This is a genomic window from Actinomadura bangladeshensis (genome assembly GCF_004348335.1).
In the GTDB taxonomy this organism is placed as follows: domain Bacteria; phylum Actinomycetota; class Actinomycetes; order Streptosporangiales; family Streptosporangiaceae; genus Spirillospora; species Spirillospora bangladeshensis.
This window is the reverse complement of sequence record NZ_SMJW01000191.1, coordinates 1-15,614: the sequence shown is the minus strand read 5'-3', so window position 1 is coordinate 15,614 and position 15,614 is coordinate 1. Positions and strand designations below refer to the sequence as shown.

12 protein-coding genes and 1 pseudogene are annotated in these 15,614 nt (G+C 72.0%); 6 read left to right on the top strand and 7 right to left on the bottom strand.

The annotated features are described in order from the left end of the window. Positions 1–278 precede the first annotated feature (278 nt). Positions 279–749 (top strand): DUF4149 domain-containing protein, encoded by a 471-nt coding sequence (locus E1284_RS29170; protein WP_131943365.1) that lies wholly within the window; start codon positions 279–281, stop codon positions 747–749. Between the two features lie 115 nt (positions 750–864). Here the strand turns inward: E1284_RS29170 and E1284_RS29165 are convergent, their stop codons facing one another. The 3 genes from E1284_RS29165 to sigE all read right to left on the bottom strand — a co-directional run bounded on the left by E1284_RS29165 (position 865) and on the right by sigE (position 3,397). Next, positions 865–1,761, bottom strand: a complete 897-nt coding sequence (locus E1284_RS29165; protein WP_131943364.1) for a phytanoyl-CoA dioxygenase family protein — start codon at positions 1,759–1,761, stop codon at positions 865–867. A gap of 240 nt (positions 1,762–2,001) precedes the next feature. Further along, the gene (locus E1284_RS29160) at positions 2,002–2,805 is read right to left on the bottom strand and encodes an alpha/beta fold hydrolase (RefSeq protein ID WP_131943363.1); all 804 of its coding nucleotides are present in this window, start codon (positions 2,803–2,805) and stop codon (positions 2,002–2,004) included. A 64-nt stretch (positions 2,806–2,869) separates the two neighbouring features. Next, positions 2,870–3,397, bottom strand: coding sequence for an RNA polymerase sigma factor SigE (gene sigE, locus E1284_RS29155; RefSeq protein WP_131943368.1), 528 nt, complete (start codon positions 3,395–3,397; stop codon positions 2,870–2,872). Between the two features lie 240 nt (positions 3,398–3,637). Here sigE and E1284_RS29150 point away from each other — a divergent pair, with 240 nt between their 5' ends. Both E1284_RS29150 and E1284_RS29145 read left to right on the top strand, forming a co-directional pair. Then, positions 3,638–5,212 (top strand): acyl-CoA synthetase, encoded by a 1,575-nt coding sequence (locus tag E1284_RS29150; RefSeq protein WP_131943362.1) that lies wholly within the window; start codon positions 3,638–3,640, stop codon positions 5,210–5,212. A 116-nt stretch (positions 5,213–5,328) separates the two neighbouring features. Beyond that, positions 5,329–7,023 (top strand): serine/threonine-protein kinase, encoded by a 1,695-nt coding sequence (locus E1284_RS29145; protein ID WP_131943361.1) that lies wholly within the window; start codon positions 5,329–5,331, stop codon positions 7,021–7,023. A gap of 24 nt (positions 7,024–7,047) precedes the next feature. On the opposite strand, the pseudogene rho reads toward E1284_RS29145, so the two are convergent. Next, positions 7,048–8,202 (bottom strand): annotated as a pseudogene (gene rho, locus E1284_RS29140) (transcription termination factor Rho); the annotation flags it as partial. Between the two features lie 612 nt (positions 8,203–8,814). Here rho and E1284_RS29135 point away from each other — a divergent pair. Further along, on the top strand, positions 8,815–9,594 hold the full coding sequence (locus tag E1284_RS29135; RefSeq protein ID WP_207924014.1) for an enoyl-CoA hydratase/isomerase family protein: 780 nt from the start codon (positions 8,815–8,817) through the stop codon (positions 9,592–9,594). An 89-nt stretch (positions 9,595–9,683) separates the two neighbouring features. On the opposite strand, the gene E1284_RS29130 is transcribed toward E1284_RS29135, so the two are convergent. After that, positions 9,684–10,553, bottom strand: coding sequence for a hypothetical protein (locus E1284_RS29130; protein WP_131943359.1), 870 nt, complete (start codon positions 10,551–10,553; stop codon positions 9,684–9,686). A 151-nt stretch (positions 10,554–10,704) separates the two neighbouring features. On the opposite strand from E1284_RS29130, the gene E1284_RS29125 reads away from it, so the two are divergent. After that, a complete protein-coding gene (locus tag E1284_RS29125; RefSeq protein ID WP_165965468.1) occupies positions 10,705–11,349 on the top strand; it encodes a DUF4232 domain-containing protein in 645 nt (214 codons plus the stop codon). 24 nt (positions 11,350–11,373) lie between these two features. Here E1284_RS29125 and E1284_RS29120 read toward each other — a convergent pair whose 3' ends face one another. Together E1284_RS29120 and E1284_RS29115 are read right to left on the bottom strand one after the other, a co-directional pair. Continuing rightward, a complete protein-coding gene (locus tag E1284_RS29120; RefSeq protein WP_131943357.1) occupies positions 11,374–12,018 on the bottom strand; it encodes a LuxR C-terminal-related transcriptional regulator in 645 nt (214 codons plus the stop codon). Further along, entirely contained in the window at positions 11,982–13,262 is a 1,281-nt protein-coding gene (locus tag E1284_RS29115; protein ID WP_243714813.1) for a sensor histidine kinase, read from the bottom strand. Before E1284_RS29115 ends, E1284_RS29120 begins: the two co-directional genes overlap by 37 nt. A gap of 229 nt (positions 13,263–13,491) precedes the next feature. Here E1284_RS29115 and E1284_RS29110 point away from each other — a divergent pair. Further along, on the top strand, positions 13,492–15,614 hold a 2,123-nt coding region (locus tag E1284_RS29110), incomplete at its 3' end, for an MMPL family transporter (RefSeq protein WP_131943356.1).

Genomic DNA, 15,614 nt, shown 5'->3' with positions numbered 1-15,614 from the left:
CGGTGACCGGCGACCTCCCCGTCACCGGCTGACCCAGGCGGCGGGGCCCGCGCACTCCGGGGACGCGGGCCCCGCCGCCCGGAACCGCGTGCCGCGGCAGTGGGACGGCCGGTACGTATGGCGACCATGGAAAAACTCACGCTCGCCTCATGGCCGTCCAAGTGCGGCAGCCCACACCGACCTGCCTTGTATTTACACAATCCACCTTGTAAAAAAGAGGCGAGTGGATCAGCGGATGCGGACGGGCCGTCCCGCCGCCGGAGCCGAGTGGGTGCAGCATGTCTCATGGGGTCGAGGTCGCACTCGCCTGCGTCCTTCTCATCGCCACGTCCGTGTGGTTCGGCGGGTTCGTCGCGATCGGCGTGGTCGCCCGTGTCACCTTCCGGACGCTCGGCCCCGCGGACCGCGTCGCGTTCTTCCGGGCCCTCGGCAGGCTGTACGGGATCGTCGGGACCGCCGCGCTGGTCCTGGCCATCGGCACGGGCGCGGCCCTGGTCGCCGACCGTCCCTGGGACGGCACGCTCACCGCGACGGCCGTGCTGACCGCCGCCCTGGTCGCCGCTCTCGCCTTCGGCGTCCTGCAGGCACGCCGCATGACCCGCCTCCGCCGCGACGCCCTGGCCGATCCCGACAACGCCCCGCTGGCCGCCCGCGTCCGCCGCGGAGCGCGCAGCGCCGGCGTACTGCGCGCCTCGATCGGCCTCCTCAGCCTGGCCGTCCTCGTCCTCGGAACCGTCCTGGCCGCCTGATTCCGGGATCGGACGACTGGGTGGTCGAGGGCGGCCGGTTCGTAGAGTCGTCACGGGTCCGCGCGGCGGACGAGTGGGAGCGGGTGTGGCCGGCTTCGCCGGATAATCCTGTCGGTTAACGGGGCCCCGCGGCCAGGCGGGCTTCTTCTTCGGTTTTCATGCGGGCTTGGCGCAGGACGCGTTCGGGGACGACTTCTTCTCGCGGAGCGGTCGACTTGAAGTCGTAATGGTCTACGGCCAAGGCCCGCAGGATTGTTCGTTCTACCAGAGAGAAGTCGGCGGGGTTCGGGCGGTTGAAATTCATCGGCTCGGCCAGGGTGACCGGCGGGTTGGTGATGAACCGCGGGCGGCGAAGCAGGTTCTGGGCTTTGGCGTGCAGGATGTAGGGGTGCAGGAGGTACACGTCGCCTATGCGTCCGGTGGCCTCGACGAAATCCGCGCATTGGCCGACCAGGCTCGCGTAAGGGAAGTCGGTGGGCAGGACGCCCTCCGGGTGGTCGGCGAGGAAGCGGGCGACCGGGGCGATCGAGTCGGCCGCGACGAACGTCGCGCCGCCCTGGTGCTGGACGTCCGACCACAGAACCAGGGTGAGCAGGCCCTGCTCGGGTGAGTCCAGGAAGTGGCGGAAGAAGTCGCCGTCCTTGTGCCAGCCGGGGGATTGGGCGGACGGCGGAGACCACGGCTCCTCTGAGCCCTGCGAGAGGTTGACCACGAAGCCGTCGCCCCAGTTGTAGGGCTGCTTGATGCGGTCTTCGCCGCCGACCAGGTCGCATACGGCGCCCCATGCCTTCGGGGCGAACTCCTTGATGTCCATCTCGCGATGGGCGGGCAGGTGGGTCCCGGGTTCCGTCCAGGTCGACCGGTCGTCGGGGTCGTAGCCGAGGCGCGTCCAGATGGTGCTCGTGTACTCTTCGGCGGCCTCCGGGGTGAAGCAGTCGTTGATGACGACGTATCCCCGGTCGAGGAAGTGTTCTGCCTGGTCTTCGCTGAGAACCCGATAGCCAGAGTTCATGGATCGGATGCTAACCCGGTCGTTCGTCCACGCCAATCATTCGGCAGGTACGAAAAGTTTCGGCTTCACATGTAATCCGGTGGCGCCTTCTGCGACTTCTTATCGTTACTGACCCGAGGAGAGAGGAGGTGGCGTGGACGAGCGAGAAGCCCGATTCACCCCGCCTCTACGAGACGGCGGTCGGCGCCGCCGGGGACGAGCAGCACATGCGTCCCGTCATCGCACGCTGGATGTAGTGGGTCAGGCTGCGGTCCGGGTCTTCAACGGGTGGGCGCTGCCGGCCAGGAGCACCTTCGCGACGAGCGCCGGGTCGTCCGCCATGGGGACGTGGCCGCAGCCCTCCAGCCAGACGAAGCGGGCGTTCGGCAGGCGGCGCTGGGCGCGGATCGCCTGGCTCCGCAGCAGCAGCCGGTCCTTGGTGCCCCACGCGATCGTGACGGGGACGTCCGCGCAGGAACCGAGGAAGCGGGTGCCGCGGCCGGCCCGCAGGGTCGGTTCGAAGCCGGGAGCGTCCCGCATCGCGCGGGCGTCGCCGGCGAGGACCTCCAGGTCCATGAGGTCGGGACGGCCGTAGATCATGCCGAACATCGCGGCGCGGCGGCGCGGGGAGCGGGCCAGGCGCGCCAGGAGGGGGTCCGGCACGCGGGCACCGAGCCGGGACGCCCGCAGCACGGACGCGGCGTACCGCAGTTCGGCCGCGTTGAAGAAGCCGGCGGGGGACAGGCCGGTCGCGGAGCTGGCGAGGCCGCGGTCGGCGGCTTCGAGGGCGAACAGGCCGCCGAGCGAGTTGCCCGCGATGTGCGGCCTGTCCAGGCCGAGGTCGGCGAACGAGTCGGCCAGGATCGAGAGGACGGTTTCGAGCGTGTAGGGGGTGCCGGGCGGGAGCGGCGGGGAGGCGCCGAAGCCGGGCAGGTCGACGGCGATGACGTCGCGTTCCGCGGCGAGCAGGTCCATGACGGGGGCCCAGCCCTGGCGGCGGTGCCCGATGCCGTGCAGCAGGACGAGGGGCGGGCCTTCGCCGCGGCGATCGAAGACGATGTCCACGGCCGAAGGGTAGGCCGGAAGTTACTCAGCAGTCACTAGTGACGCTTGTCACGGATGCACGGCCTCACTGCGTGCATTCGGCGGGGCGGCGGTGCTCCAGGGCGTCGCGCAGCTGGGCGCGGCCCCGGTGGATGCGGGAGCGGACCGTGCCGAGCTTCACGCCCAGCGACGCGGCGATCTCCTCGTAGGAGAGGCCCTCGATGTCGCACAGGACGACGGCGGCGCGGTACTCGGGGGCGAGCCCGTCCAGCGCTTTCTGGATGTCGGCGTCCAGGTGGCGGTCGTCGTAGGCCTGCGCGGGCGTCGGCTCGCGGCCCTGCAGGCGCTCGGCCGCGTCGTCGGCGAGGGAGTCGAACCGGATGCGCTGCTTGCGCCGGGCGCGGTCGAGGAACAGGTTCGTCGTGATCCGGTGCAGCCAGCCCTCGAACGTGCCGGGGCTGTAGGACGACAGCGAGCGGAAGACCCGGATGAAGACGTCCTGCGTCAGGTCCTCGGCGTCGTGCCGGTTGCCGGTCAGCCGGTACGCCAGCCGGAACACCCTCGTGGAGTGCTCGCTGACGATCTCCTCCCACGTCGGCGGGGTCCACGCCATCGCGCCTGCGCTCACCACTACCCCCGTCTGATACTGAATCGTTACGGCCAAGCATGCCGGTACCCAGATAAGAGCCGTGTAAGGACCCCGCCCGTGGCCGGATGAGGCGCTGTGGGATACGACTCAGTGCGGCGTGTGACCCATCTCATTGGACCGGGCGCCAATAGGCATTGAGTTCGGCCGCCGTCCACGAGCAGGATCGGAACCGGTCCCCCACCCCGACACCTGCGAGGACGTGGCATGGCGCGTAGCTACAACCTGGCCGACCTGATCGAGATCCTGGCCGCCGCCGGACCGGACCGTCCGGCCCTGGTCGCCGGGGCCGAGCGGCGGACGTACCGGCAGCTCAGCGAGCGCGCGAGCCGGGTCGGCCACCATCTGGCGTCGGCCGGGGTGCGGCCGGGCGAGCACGTCGCGATCCTCGCCTACAACCGGGCCGAGTGGATCGAGGCGATGCTCGGCGCCTTCAAGATCCGCGCCGTGCCGATCCCGGTGAACTTCCGCTACGTCGCCGCCGAACTGCGGCACGTCCTGGACGACTCCGACTCCGTCGCGCTGATCGGCGAGCGTTCGCTCCTGGCGAAGGTGGAGGAGATCCGGGGCGACCTGCCCACGCTGCGGCACATCGTCGTCCTGGAGGACGGCGCCGAGGACGAGATCCCCGGCGCGATCGAGTACGAGAAGGCGCTCGCCGCCGCCGACCCCAGCGACGACTTCCCGCCGCGTTCCAGCGACGACCGCTACATCATGTACACGGGCGGCACGACCGGCTATCCCAAGGGCGTCGAATGGCGCTGCGAGGACATCTTCTTCGGCGCGCTCGGCGGCGGGAACGTCCTCGGCGACCCGATCGGCAGCCCCGAGGAGCTGGCCGCCAACGCCGACCAGCCCGGCATGGCCGTCCTCGACTGCGCGCCCGTCATGCACGGCGCCGGCCAGTGGGTCGCGTTCATGGGCCTGTTCAGCGGCGCGAAGGTCGTCCTTTACACCGACCACGCGTTCGACGCCGACAAGGCGCTCGGGCTCCTCGCTGAGGAGAAGGCGAACGTGCTGATGCTGGTCGGCGACGTGATGGCCCGGCCGGTCGCGAAGGCGCTGGCGGGCGGCGGGTACGACACGTCCCCGCTGATCGCGGTCGCCTCGGGCGGCGCGCCGCTCACGGAGGGCGCCAAGCAGGCGATCCAGGAGCAGCTGCCGAACATCATGTTCCTCGACAACTACGGCGCCTCGGAGACCGGCGCCTGCGGCCCGTCCGTCGATGCCAAGGAGGGCACGGCCAGGTTCATGATGAAGCCGGGCATCACCGTCCTGGACGACGACCTGAACGTGGTGAAGCCCGGCGAGATCGGCAAGCTCGCCCGCAGCGGCCACATTCCCCTCGGCTACTACAACGACCCGGAGAAGACCGCGTCGACGTTCTTCACGGCCGCCGACGGGACCCGCTGGTCCGTTCCCGGCGACTTCGCGAGCCTGGAGGAGGACGGCACGATCACCCTCCTCGGCCGCGGCTCCCTCGTCATCAACACGGGCGGGGAGAAGGTCTACCCGGAGGAGGTCGAGGTCGCGCTGAAGGACCACCCCGACGTCTACGACGCCGTCGTGGTCGGCCTGCCGGACGAGCGGTTCGGCCAGCGCGTCGCCGCCGTCGTCGCGCCCCGCCCCGGCGCCACGGTCACCTTGGAGCAGCTCACCGAGCACTGCCGCGGCCGCCTCGCCGGCTACAAACTGCCGCGGCAGATCACGGTGGTGGACGAGGTGCAGCGCACGGCCGTCGGCAAGTCCGACTACAAGTGGGCGCGCAGCGTGCTCGCCTAAATGCGCGACGCGCGGTTATACCACGGCTGCGCGTGCATTTCCGGCTGCCGAGCGGTCAAAAATCAATTGATGCCGAAGGGGCGTGTCTTGGGCGCGTTCCGGCGATTATCCCCAGCATGAATGGGGATCGGTTGATACCGCTCGCGCGACGGTATCGCCTGCTCTCTGTGGTCGGCAGGGGCGGCATGGGCACCGTCTGGCGGGCGTACGACGAGATGCTCGACCGGGACGTCGCGGTCAAGGAGGTCCATCTGCCGCCGCGCATCACCCAGAGCGAGCGCAGGGTGATGTGCCGGCGGCTGCTGGCGGAGGCGCGCGCCACCGCCGCGCTGCGGCATCCCGGCGTGGTGGCCGTCCACGACCTGATCATCGAGGACGGCCGCCCCTGGATCGTCATGGAGTTCCTGGAGTCGTGCTCGCTGAACCGCCTGGTCACCGAGGACGGGCCGCTCGGCGTGCGGCGGACGGCGGAGATCGGCGCGGCCGTCCTGTCGGTGCTGCGCGCGTCCCACGCGGCGGGCATCCTGCACCGCGACGTCAAGCCGAGCAACGTCCTGATCTGCGAGGACGGGCGCGTTCTCCTCAGCGACTTCGGGCTCGCCGTGCACATGCACAACGGCCGGGAGCTGGCCGACACGATGCCCGCCGGCATCGAGGGATCCCCCGCCTACCTGCCGCCGGAGCGGGTCGACGGGCAGCCGAGCGTGGAGGCGTCCGACCTGTGGTCACTGGGGGCGACGCTCTACACGGCGGTCGAGGGCTTCTCCCCGTTCCTGCGCTGCCACGCGCTCGCGTCGATGATGGCGGTGCTGCTCGGCGACTACGCGCGTCCGGTGCGCGCGGGGCCGCTGACCGCCGTCATCGAGGGGCTGCTGCGGCAGCGGCCGGAGGACCGGCTGACCGCAGAGGCCACCGCCGACCTGCTGCGGGACGTCGTCGGTTCTCTCCCGGAACCGGGCATCACGCGCGCGACGCTCCCGAAGGAGCCGCGCGTCCCCGCGACGCGCCGGGTCATGCGCGGCCCGCGCGTCCCGTGGACCCTGCACAGCGGATCCAGGCACAGCGGATCCGGGCACAGCGGATCCGGGCACAGCGGGTCGGGCCGCGGCGGGTCGGACGGGACGCCGCCGCGCGGCTCCCCGCGCCCCCGGACGGGACGGCGGTCTCGCGTCCCCTGGACGAAGCAGGCCGTGGTGGCGCGGCCCCGGCGTCCGCTCGGGCGGCCCTTCAAGGGGCGGCGGCTGCGGCCGGGCGCCGTCGTCAGCGTCGCGGCGCTCGCCGTGCTGGCTGCGGGCGCGGGCACCTGGGCGGCCCGCTGGACGTCGATCGGCAAGAGCGAGGCGGTCGCGCTGCGCCCGGCGGCGGGCGTGACGGTCAAGACGGCGAAGTACCGCGAGACGGGCGCCTACTCGGTGCGGGTGCCGGTGGGCTGGCAGGCCGAGCGGAGCGGCGGCGTCATGATCTGGAAGGACGCGGGATCCGAGCGGGGGCTGCGCATCGCCCCGGCGCCCGGTGACGCGCTCGCCGGACTGCGCGCCGAAGAGCACCGCGCGGTGCAGGGGCGCCGCTTCCCCGGCTACCACCGGCTGCGGCTCGAACCCGTCCCCGAGGTGATCGCGGGCGCCGCCGAGTGGGAGTTCACCTGGCGGGACGGCCGGCACACCGGCGGCGAGGACGGCGTCAGGCACGTGCTGTGCAGCCGTGCGGCCGGATACGAGTTCTGCTTCTACGCGCCGGACCCCGACTGGACGCCCGGCCAGCGCCTCTACGACAAGATCCTCAAATCCTTCCGCCCCGAGAAGACCGGCTGACTTCCGCGTGGGCGCGGGGGTGCGTCAGGTGGTCTGCTGGAGGCGGAGGAGGAATTCGGCGTTGGAGGAGGTGCCCTTCATCTTCTCCAGGAGCTGCTCGACGGCCTGCTGCCTGTCCAGGCCCTGGAGGGCGCGGCGCAGGCGCCAGGAGAGGGCGAGTTCCTCGGGGGACATGAGCAGCTCGTCGCGGCGGGTGCCGGACGCCTCGATGTCGACGGCGGGGAAGACGCGCCGGTCGGCGAGGCCGCGGTCGAGCTTCAGCTCCATGTTGCCGGTGCCCTTGTACTCCTCGAAGAAGACGTCGTCCATGCGGGAGCCGGTCTCCACGAGGGCGGTGGCGAGGATCGTGAGCGAGCCGCCGTTCTCGATGTTGCGGGCGGCGCCGAAGAACTTCTTCGGCGGGTAGATCGCGGTGGTCGCGACACCGCCGGCGAGGATGCGGCTGCTGGACGGCGCCGCCAGGTTGTAGGCGCGGCCGAGCCGGGTGATCGAGTCGAGCAGCATGACCACGTCGTGGCCCTGCTCGACGAGCCGCTTGGCCCGCTCGATGGTGAGCTCGGCGAGCGCGGTGTGGTCCTGCGCGGGCCGGTCGAACGTCGAGTGGATCACCTCGCCGCGCACGGACCGCTGCAGGTCGGTGACCTCCTCGGGGCGCTCGTCGATGAGCACGACCATGAGGTGCACTTCGGGGTTGTTCTGCGCGATCGCGTTCGCGACGGCCTGCAGGACCATCGTCTTGCCGACCTTCGGCGGCGACACGATGAGCCCGCGCTGGCCCTTGCCGATCGGCGCGATCAGGTCGATCACGCGGGTGGCGAGGGGGCCGGTGTCGAGGCGGAGCCGCTCGTCCGGGAACAGCGGGGTCAGCTTGGCGAACTCGGGGCGGTTCGCCGCCTCCGCCGCCGGGAGGCCGTTCACGGTCTCGACGCGGGCGAGCGAGCCGAACTTCTCCCGGCTCGACTTCGGCGCCTTCGCGGTGCCCACGATGACGTCGCCGGGACGCAGGTGGTGCGCCTTGACCTGGGCGAGGGAGACGTGCACGTCGTCCGGGCCGGCGAGGTAGCCGGAGGTGCGGATGAAGGCGTGCTTGTCCTGGACGGCGAGGAGGCCGTGGAACGGGACGGCGGGCGCGTCCTCGACGGGGCGCCGCGACTGCTGGCCGCCCTTCCGGCCGTTCTGCGGGGGCACGGCGTGCGCCTGGGCCTTGCGCCCGGTGGCGGCGCCTGCGGGGCGTTCGGTGGTGAGGGTGGGAGTGGACATGTGGGTCCCTTCTCAGGCCCGCGCGGAAAGGCCCGCGCAGCCTGGAGTCGATTCCCGGGTACGGCGGCGGAACCCGCGGCGCGTACGCGAGAGGAATGCGAGAAATGCAGCTCGGTTCACCGGGCTGACGTCGGCTCCCTTGTGCGGCGGTCCGGAACACCGAGGTGCGCGTACCGAACCGGGAGGATCACCGGGCGCTCAGATGGCCCGGGCGGGGAAGAAACGCCTTCGTTGCGATTCGCGGAATCCGGAGGCGCTGCCTCGACAGTACAGCACGCGAAGCGCGTTTGGCATTCCCCGGCGGCCGCGTATTGCGTTCATGCAGGTCGTTCCCCCTGTGCTGACGGGACGTGGCGGAGTGTCGCCGGCACGGTCCCCCGACACGCGCCGCCGTCTCGTCCGGATGTGACTCCGTGGTTATGACTCCGCGAACGCGGTGGGGGTTCCGATCAATGGAGATGCCCCGGGAACGACCGGGGGAAACGCGCTCCGTACGATGAGCCGCGTCGCACCGAGAAGGGGGAACCGAGGATGAGCATGGCCGCCGGGCTCGGCTTCGACGTCGCCGCGGGCGTCGCGACGATCACCATCGACCGGCCGGCCAAGCGGAACGCCATGTCGGCGGACATGTGGCGGGCGCTCCCCGGCATCCTGGAGACCCTGGCGAAGGACGACGCCGTCCGGGTCGTCGTGCTGACGGGTGCGGGCGGCAACTTCTGCGCGGGCGCCGACATCGCCGAGCTGGGCGACATCCACCGCGACGACGACTCGCACCTGTCGACGGTCGCCGAGCGGGCGCTCGCCGCGTTCCCGAAGCCGACGCTGGCCGCCATCGAGGGGTACTGCGTGGGCGGCGGCTGCCAGCTCGCGGCGGCCTGCGACCTGCGGTTCGCCGCCGAGGACGCGCGGTTCGGGATCACCCCGGCCAAGCTCGGGATCGTCTACCCGGCCGCCGCGACGGCCCGCCTCGTCCGGCTGGTCGGGCCGGCCGCCGCGAAGTACCTGCTGTTCTCCGCGGACCTGGTCGGCGCCGGGCACGCGCTCCGGATCGGGCTGCTGGACGAGGTCGTCCCGGCGGGCGGCCTGCGCGACCGGGTGGCCGCGTTCACCGGGACGCTCGCGTCCCGCTCGCTGCTCACCCAGCAGGCGACCAAGGACATCGTGGACGCGATCGCCGCCGGCGGCCCGGTCGAGGAGAAGGCCGCGCGCTGGCTGGCGGAGGTCGCCCTGAGCGGCGAGGTGGACGAGGGCGTGGCCGCGTTCCTGGAACGCCGGCCCCCGACCTTCACCTGGACGACCCCCATCCGCTGACCCCCGCCTTCGTTGACCTGCGGCGTGTTGTTGTTATGAGCGCGTCGAAAACAACAACACGCCGCAGGTCAACGCGAGCCGGCTCGGTGTCAGGTGTTGCGCGCTTCGTAGAGTCTGGGCTCTGGGAGGCGGTGCAGGCGGCGGGCCGCCTCGGGCGGGTCGGTCAGCAGGTCCGCGGCGGGGCGGCGCAGTTCGGCGAGCGGCAGCACCCCGCACACCAGCGACCCGGGCGTCCGGACGATGAGCAGCGGCCCGATCTGCGCTCCGCCCCGGTCGACGCCGCGGAGCGCGCCCAGCAGGGTGCGCGCCACGCCGGTGGTCTCCCGGCAGTCCGCGCGCAGGGCGGCGACGAGCTCGATGAAGTCGCTCTCCAGGGCGCGCGGGCTGCGTCCGGACAGGTAGTAGCGGTCCCGGTCGGCCAGTTCGACGCGCAGCCCGTGGTGCTCGGCGAACCGCTCGTAGGGGCCGGTCAGCGGGCCCCGCGCGGCGGCCGGGTCGGCGGTGAGGAACCCGGCGACCAGCTCGGCGGGCTCGGCCCCGAGGGACGCGGCGACGGCCTGGTCGAGCCGCCCGACGAGGTGCGCGCGGAGCGCCGCGACCTCGGCGGCCAGCCGGTCGAGGGCCTCGCGCTGCTCGCCGGCCGCCTCGCGCTGCCGCTTCAGCCGGCCGCCCACGTCCGGCAGCACCCGGTCGTTGATCTGCGTGATCAGCGACCGGATCCGCGCGTCGGCCGCGGCGAGCGCCTCCCGGTCGCGCTCCTGCTCGGCGGCGAGCCGGTCGAGCCGCTCCCGCTGGGACGCGCGGAACCCCTCCAGCTCGTCCCGGGTGCCCTTGAGCGCGCGGAGCTGGGTGCGGATGTCGGCGATCTCGGGCGCGCCCGGGGAATGCCGGCGCTCGAACGCCAGGTACAGCTCCCGCCCGGCGATCGCCAGGCACAGCAGGACCAGAACCACCGTCATCGCGCCCTCCCGGGGCCGTCTCGCGGAGCAAACTATGCCACCCGGTACGGCTCTGGGCCCGCACGGCACGAACGCGAAGATCGCTCGAACTCTTCCGGCATACCGGTCATCTCATCCAGCGACCAGGAAAGATTACAAAGGGGTTCGAAACATGACGCAGGGTGCAAATCGCCGATCGCTGCTCGCGCTGGCCGGTGCGGGGCTCGCGCTCGCGCTCTCCGTCACCGGCTGCCGGGTCAGCGCCCACGTGGGGGACGTGGAGCCGACGGCCGGCCCGAACGCCGGAACCGGCGAGACCCCGGGCACCGGCACCTCCCCCGGCGCCTCCCCCGGCGATGAGCGCCCCGCCGCGCAGGCGCCCGCCGCCGCGGCCCGGTGCACCGCCGCGCAACTGCGGGCGGAGATGCAGGAGCAGCAGTCCGACTCCGAGGAGAAGGTGCTCGCGACCCTGATGCTGACCAACAAGTCGGGGGAGACCTGCCTGATTCCGGCCGGCTGGGCGCCGCTCGGGCTCGGCGGCGCCGGCGGCCCGTACTACAGCTCGGCCGAGGGCGCCCGCGAGAACCACCCGGGCCCCGGGGTGAACATCACGCTCCGCCCCGGCCGGACGGTCTTCGCCGGCCTCAGGTACGGGACGAGCCCGGACTGCCCGTCCGCCGGCGGCTGGGCGGTCTCCTGGCGGGGCGGCTGGGTGCCCGTCGACGCGAGCTGGCAGAACGGCCCGCGCGAGATGTGCCCCGGCACCCTCTCCCAGGGCACGCTCCAGCCGTCCATGAACGGCGTCAACTACAGCTGACCGGCCACGGCCGCGGGTGACCCGCTACTTGTTGAGGTAGGCGAGGACGGCGAGGACGCGGCGGTTGTCGTCGCCCGTGACCGGCAGGTCGAGCTTGGTGAAGATGTTGGCGGTGTGCTTGGTGACGGCCCGCTCGGTCACGACGAGCCGCTCGGCGATCGCCGCGTTGGACCGTCCCTGCGCCATCAGCTCCAGCACCTCGGTCTCGCGCGGGGTCAGCCGGCTCAGCGGGGTGTCGCGGGTGTTGCTGGCGAGGAGGCGGGAGATGACCTCCGGGTCCATCGCGGTGCCGCCCGCCGCGACCCGCCGGACGGCGTCCACGAACTGGGCCGCGTCGAACACCCGGTCCTTCAGCAGGTAGCCGATGGCCCCGCTGCCGTCCGCGAGCAGCTCCCGGGCGTAGAGCTGCTCGACGTACTGCGACAGCACGAGGACCGGCAGGCCGGGGACCTGCCGGCGCGCCTCCAGCGCCGCCTGCAGCCCCTCGTCGGTGAAGGACGGCGGCAGCCGCACGTCGACCACCGCCACGTCCGGGCGGTGGTCGAGCAGGGCCTTCAGGAGCGAGGGGCCGTTGTCGACGGCCGCCGCGATCTCGAAGTCGTGCGACTCCAGGAGACTGACCAGCCCCTCCCTCAGGAGGGCGAGGTCTTCGGCGAGGACAACGCGCACGGCAGCTCCAGCGTCACGATCGTCGGGCCGCCCACGGGCGAGCTGAGGGCGAGGACGCCGTCGAATGTACCGATTCGCCGCTCGATGCCGCGCAGCCCGGTGCCGCCGTCCAGGGTGGCGCCGCCGCGCCCGTCATCGGTGACCGTGATGCGCAGCATGCCGTTCTCGTACCCCATGTCGATCCACACGCGGGACGCGCCGGAGTGCTTGGCGGCGTTGGTGAGGATCTCCGAGACCGCGAAGTACGCGGCGGACTCGACCGGCGGCTCCGCCCGTCCCGGCAGGTCGACGGTGACCTCGATCCGCATCGGGGTGTCGAGCGCGAGCGCCTTCACCGCGTCGCCGATCCCCCGGTCGGCGAGCACCGGCGGGTGGATGCCGCGGACGAGGTCGCGCAGCTCGTGCAGCGCCTTCGCCGACGACGCGCGGGTCTCGGCGAGCAGCAGCCGCGCCTTCTCCGGGTCCCTGTCGAGCAGGTGCTCGATCGCGCCGAGCGTCATGCCCATCGCCACCAGCCGGGCCTGGGCGCCGTCGTGCAGGTCGCGCTCGATGCGGCGCAGCTCGGCGGCGGACGCGTCCACGGCCTCCGACCGGGTCTCGGTGAGGTGCCGGACGCGCAGCGCGAGCTGCGACTTCTTCGTCGGCCCGAGGATCGTCCGGCCCCAGCGGCCGTACACCGCCATCATCTTCGGCCCGATCGCGTACCCGATCACGATGCAGGCGGTGGCGACGACCACCGTGGACAGGACGCGTCCGCCGTCGCGGCCGTACCCCTCGGTGACGTGGATGTAGGTGTACCAGTCGCTGCCGCCGTAGTGGCCGATCATGTCGCCGGCGAACGCCGCCAGCAGGTAGCCCCAGATCCCGTACAGGATCAGCATGGCCGGCAGCGCGGCGGTGAACAGCGCGACGAACGGGTCGGTGACGACCCACAGGTAGTCGCGCCAGGTGGCCGGGTCGGAGACCAGCGCGATGAACCGCCGGAAGACGCCCTGGATGCCGGGCTCGGGCTCCGGCTCGGGCAGGTACGGGCGCTGGATGTCGGCGTCCGTCCACTTGTTGATGCGCTCGCGGTAGGCGTCGAGCTGGGTGCGCAGCAGCATCGTCGCGGACGGGAACAGCAGCACCCCGACGAAGCTCGTGATCATCGAGATGACCGTGACGAACCACAGCCCGACGAGCGTCGCCGGGACCGCCAGCAGCCACAGCGCCAGCCCGCGCCAGGGCGCCCTGGCATGCGTCATCAGCCTGCTCTCTTGCACCATTTCACCGCTCACCGGAGCCTCCGTCGTCCACCTGCCAACTGGAGTCCAGTCTTCTGGTGCGCCCTCACCCGCACAGTGTGCCCGCAACCCGAGTGGGGGGTGTACTTACGTCCACCCCCGGACGCCGGTTAGGGCCATGTCGGCCCGGGTGCGCGCTTCCTAGCGTCGATGGGTGTCACCCCGCAGACGATCGGACCAGGGGACCCCCATGAAAAGGAATCTCGCCGCGACGCTCGGCGGCTGGAGCGCGCGGCACCGCACGACGGCCATCCTCGGCTGGCTGCTGCTCGTCGTCCTGGCCTCCGTGCTCGGCGGCGCGGCCGGCCAGGTCACGATGGCCGACCACGAGCAGGGCACCGGGCAGTCGGCGCGGGCCGAGCGGATCATCGCCGAGGCCGGCGTCGACGACCCCGACCAGGAGACGGTGCTGGTCTCGGGCGCCCCCGCGGGTTCGGCCGCGATGAAGGGCGCCGTCGCCGACGTCCGGGCGAACGTCCAGGCCACCGGCGTGATCACGGATCTGCGCCCGGACGTCGTGTCCAAGGACGGCCGGCACGTGATCGTCCAGTTCACGGTCAAGGAGACGCCGGACGACCCGCTGCCCGCGATCCAGGGCGCGGTGGCGAAGGCGAAGGCGGACAACCCGTCCGTCGAGATCGGCGAGTTCGGCGGCGCGACCGCCGACGCGTGGTTCGACGACGCGCTCGGCGAGGACTTCAAGCGCGCCGAGCTGACCGCGGTGCCCCTCGCGCTCGGCATCCTGCTGGTCGCGTTCGGCGCGCTGCTCGCCGCCGTACTGCCGGTCGTGCTGGCCTTCACCGCGTTCCTGGCCGCGAGCGGCGTCCTCGCGGTGGTCAGCCACGTGCTGCACGTCGACCAGACGACGAACTCGGTGATGCTGCTGATGGGGCTCGCCGTCGGCGTCGACTACTGCCTGTTCTACCTGCAGCGGGAGCGCGAGGAGCGGCGCGGGGGCCGCGACCGGGAGACCGCGCTGGCGATCGCGGCCGCCACCTCGGGACGGTCCGTGCTCGTCTCCGGAATCACCGTGATGGTCGCGATGTCCGGGATGTTCCTGTCCGGGCTGCTGCTGTTCAAGGGCTTCGCGATCGCGACCATCCTCGTCGTCTGCATCGCGATGCTCGGGTCCGTGACCGTCCTGCCGGCGCTGCTGTCCCTGCTCGGCGACAAGGTCGACTTCGGCCGCGTCCGCCTGCCGCGGCGGCGTCGCGAACGCGGCGCCGGGGTGGTCGGGACGCTGCTGCGTCCGGTGCTGGCCCGTCCCGGCATCGCCGCGCTGCTGTCGGCCGGGCTCCTGCTGGCGCTGGCCGCGCCCGCGCTCGGCATGAAGACCGAGAAGCTCTCGCTCGACCAGCAGATCCCGCCCGGCGAGGAGATCGCGCAGACCTACACCCGCCTGAACGAGGCGTTCCCCGGGAACCCGGCGCCCGCGGTCGTCGTGCTGAAGGCGCGCGACATCAACGCTCCGCAGGTCAAGCGGGCGATCAGCGACCTCAAGCGGGACGCGCTCGCGTCCGGCGAGATGAACGGGCCGATCGAGGTGACCGTCCACGCCCGCGCGAACGTCGCCGAGATCGAGGTCCCGCTCGCGGGAAGCGGCTCGGACGCGACCTCGAAGCACGCCCTGGAAACCCTGCGCAAGCGGATCGTCCCGCAGACCGTCGGGAAGGTCGGCGAGGCGCCGGTCACGGGGCAGCTCGCCTGGTCGGTCGACTACAACGGGCAGCTCAAGAAGAGCATCGCGCCCGTCTTCCTGTTCGTCATGGGCATCACGTTCCTGCTCATGCTGGTCTTCTTCCGGTCGCTCCTGATCGCGGTCAGCGCCATCGTGCTGAACCTGCTGTCGGTCGGCGCCGCCTACGGGGTGATGGTGGCGGTCTTCCAGCACGGCTGGGGCGACTCCCTCGTCGGGACGACGGGCGCCGGCGCGCTCGAATCCTGGATCCCGCTGTTCGTCTTCGTCGTCCTCTTCGGCCTCTCGATGGACTACCACGTGTTCGTCGTCTCCCGGATCCGCGAGGCCTACGACCGGGGCCTGGACACCGCCCGCGCCGTGAGCGAGGGGATCCGCGCCACGGCCGGCGTCGTCACCAGCGCCGCCGTCATCATGATCGCCACCTTCGGGATCTTCGGCACGCTCTCGCTGCAGGACTTCAAGCAGCTCGGTGTCGGGCTGGCGGTCGCCGTCCTGATCGACGCGACGATCGTCCGGGTGGTCCTGCTGCCGGCCGTCATGTCCCTGCTGGGCCGCGCGAACTGGTACCTCCCGCGCTGGCTGGACTGGCTCCCCCGGATCTCGCACGCCGAGAC